General features: G+C 44.3%; 2 protein-coding genes and 1 pseudogene. All 3 read left to right on the forward strand.

The annotated features are described in order from the left end of the window. Positions 1-1,375: pseudogene (locus WBV75_RS13360) on the forward strand (hypothetical protein); the annotation flags it as partial. 25 nt (positions 1,376-1,400) lie between these two features. Continuing rightward, on the forward strand, positions 1,401-2,237 hold the full coding sequence (locus WBV75_RS13365; RefSeq protein ID WP_424121084.1) for a hypothetical protein: 837 nt from the start codon (positions 1,401-1,403) through the stop codon (positions 2,235-2,237). Between the two features lie 20 nt (positions 2,238-2,257). Beyond that, a partial coding sequence (locus WBV75_RS13370) for a hypothetical protein (RefSeq protein ID WP_424121085.1) occupies positions 2,258-3,573 on the forward strand: 1,316 nt, incomplete at its 3' end.

Below are 3,573 nucleotides of genomic sequence, written 5' to 3' on the forward strand. Positions count from 1 at the left end.
TCCTGAATATTGGCGGGGAATACATCTGGAAAGTATTTCTTCCAACAACCGTCTTGAGAACGTAACCATCGCCAATGCCGGGAACACTTATGTATACTGTTGCAATCCAAAGGCCAGTTTATTTATAAACCAAGGCTTAATAAGTCTTAAGAATGTAACAATCGAAAAAGGAGGAGCCTATGGTCTTTATGCAAAAGAAGGTTCTGGTTTTTCAGATTTTCAAAATGTTCAAATCCGCTCCCACAAGGGATATCCGCTTGTCATTGAATCCGCAGCTCTAGGCAGTTTGGGGACTGGTAATGACTTTTCAGGGAATGACCAGGATTATATCTACATACTTCCTGAAGCACTCACTTATTCTCTTTTATGGCCCAGGCAGGAAATACCTTATTACATTCCTGAGATCCTTGACATTACCGCAGATCTTACCCTTGAGGCTGGAACAACTTTCTTCTTTGGGGACAAAGCAGGTTTAGGTATCTACGGGCAGGGTAGTTTAAGTGCTATTGGTACATCGTCAGATCCCATTGAATTCAAGGGAATATTAAATTCCAGGGGGTCATGGAGGGGAATTCATATAGAAACTAAAAACCCGAAGAACCGGTTGGAATATGTTAAGATAGCAAACGCCGGATCGGATTTTGTCTATTGCTGTAATGAAAAAGCCAGCCTTTTCCTAAAAGGGGCCAATATCGGATTATCTAATCTTACGCTAAGCAAGGGAGGGGGCACGGGGATTTACATTGGTGAGGAGTCATTGTTGAGTACCTATAGAGATATTAAGATCACCTCCCATGACGGAAGCCCCCTGCTTATGGATGCTGAGACTGTCAGGTTTCTGGATTCCAATTCTGATTATAGCGGGAACACAGATTCCTTCATTCACATATTTGGAGATGTAAAAAAGAATACCACCTGGAGCCTTCAAAATATTCCCTACAGGATTGAACAAGGTGTTATGGATGTCACTTCCTCCCTAATCATAGAAGCAGGGGTCATTGTTGAAATGGGCCAGAATTCGGGCATCGGGGTTTATGACCAGGGCTCTATCACCGCGGATGGCAAATTGGAAAGCCCGATTGTTTTTAAAGGATTAAACGATATACCCGGTTATTGGAGAGGTTTTCATATAGAAACAAACTCTACGGCAAATTTATTCAGCCATGTTGAATTAAAAAATGCCGGTTCCAATTACGTCTACTGTTGCAATGAAAAGGCAGGTATTATTCTAAAGGGATCGGGTCGGCTTGCAATGCAACATACCAACATCCACAGGAATAACGGATGTGGAATATTTGCCCATTCACAAGCCCAGCTGAGGATGGGAGAGGGAAACACCCTGTCTGATAATAGTTCTGGAAACGTTTGCAGATAAACACTAACGAAATAAAACCGCCATAATGAAGAGAATAACCCAATTGCCCTACATTTTATTGGGCCTGATTTTAATATCACAAAGTACAGAGGCCCAATTGCTGAAAAAACTCCGTCAAAAAGTCGAGGCGGCAACCGAACAGGTGATCGTCAACAAGACAGCTGAAATTGCCGCGAAGCAAACGGAAAAAGCCATGGATAAAATGCTGAATTCAACCATGGGCGGAAAGAATGCAGAAGGTTTGCCAACTGAGCCTGGGAGCGCCTCAGACCTTCCGGATTCTTACGATTTCACATGGCGATATGGCATGCGCTTCGAAGCCTCAAAGGCTTCCGAGAATATGGACATGACCTACTTTTTTAAACCTGATGCTGCCTACTGGGGGGTAGAATTTACCCAGGAAGTTTCCATGTTCATGGTTTATGACAACGGCCAGAATCAGATGGCAATTTTCTCAAACGTTAAAGGGGAAAGCTTTGTTTCTGTAACCAAATTTCCTGAAGTGGGCACAACAGACGAAGATACTATGGATTTTGACGATTTTACAATGACTGAACTCCCGCCAAAAGAGGTGCTGGGGTATCAATGTAAGGGGTTTCGATTTGAAAATTCTACGCACAACTACACTACTTATGTCACTTTTGAGGTACCCGTCAGTTTTAGTGACATCTATGGAAGAAGTGATAAACTGCCCAAAGGTTTTAATGTGGATTGGTTAAAGGATGGGGACAATGAAGGCCTTATGATGGAAATGATTATGGAAGACAAGAAAAGTCCGAAGAATAATATGAAAATGACCTGTGTGCTGTTGGAGGAAAACCCTTACCAGCTCAAGAAAAGCGATTATAAGAGTTTGTACTAGACCACTCTCAAGCCCAACCCATGACCAAAGACACCACAGTCCTGCCCATTACACGTCGTAACTTTCTCACTCAGGCCGGCCTTTTGGGCCTTATTGCCTGGAATCCCTCCTTACTCTTAAGCTGCGAGGACGAAAAGGCTTTTACAGGGTCGGGTGATCCTCCCTTTAGTGTGTGGGAGGCGGTGGTCGAGGCCCTTAAATCCAGTGCCGATCATTTTAAGGGTCAGCGGGCACTCGCTATAGCCAGCGGCAATCCCCAAAAGATGTTCGAATTTGTAAAAACGGGGATCAACTTAATGCCTTCAGATCCTAATTACTTCAATTATATAGGAACAGGAATGCTTTACGGGACCACTGAAGCCCTCCGTTGTGGAATGGCAACACCGAGGGAAAAAGCCGAAATCCTGAAGGATATGTACTTGGAGGCAGGGATAGAAGCACGGGTAGTATTCGAGACGATTCCCCTGAAGGAAGCAGCTGTAAAAGACATTCTTTTTGGTCAACCACCCATTGAGTTTGCACCGGAAATAACCGAAAATATGTATCGGAAATGGACCTCCGAATTAAAGGTTGAAAGTTCGGATTCCCGAATTGCCTCAGTCGATGCAGACAACCAAGCCAAAGAGCTTTGCGATAAACTGGAAATGGCACTTGGTACAGAAGATCTGATCAAAGAAAAGAAAACTAAATTCTATTTCAGAACAAATAAAGTTCCAACGGTTGCCTTTACGGTAGATGGAGAAGAACAATACGCTCATTTATTCGACCCCTCCGTGCCCTTCGGTCAATTGCATCACGAGAATTCGCGAAATCTCGTTGCCGAGGCCAGTCCTCTAAAAAACCCGGATCAAAATGTGGAAATCCGGATTACTGCTTCCCAGGCATCACCCCGAAGGGAGGAAATTGAACTGGTCAAAGGCACCTGGAAGGTTGAGGACCTTTTCGGCAGTCAGATTAAGCTTCAATTTCTGAACAACATGACTTTTGAGGAGCAGGTGTATAGTACCATCTCACAGATTCAGACCTATACTCCGGCCCTTGCTATTCAGAATGTGAATAAAACAAAAGAATGGCACGAAGAACGATCTGTCCTGGGGGAACCTTTCAACCTGCAGGGCATTCAGGTACTTAAGGAATCCCGGATTGCTGACCCTCTTTCTGGAGACGCGTATTCAATGGCCCTGAATAAGGTTAAGTCCATGGAGGTTAAAGCGAATCCCAAGGGTTTCCCAGGGGTATCTCTACAGGTCTACCCCAGAGATGCCGAGGGGAAGGTGGTGGAACGGCTGAACCCGAATGATTTTAAGGTCATAGACAATTCGCAGCCTGTTAAGGG

Origin of the sequence: Robiginitalea sp., assembly GCF_049588695.1 — a bacterium.
GTDB lineage: Bacteria > Bacteroidota > Bacteroidia > Flavobacteriales > Flavobacteriaceae > Robiginitalea.

What these genes read in the sequence shown, in the direction of transcription:
- WBV75_RS13365 (WP_424121084.1), top strand. Translation starts at nt 1,401, where the DNA reads ATGAAGAGAATAACCCAATTGCCCTACATTTTATTGGGCCTGATTTTA.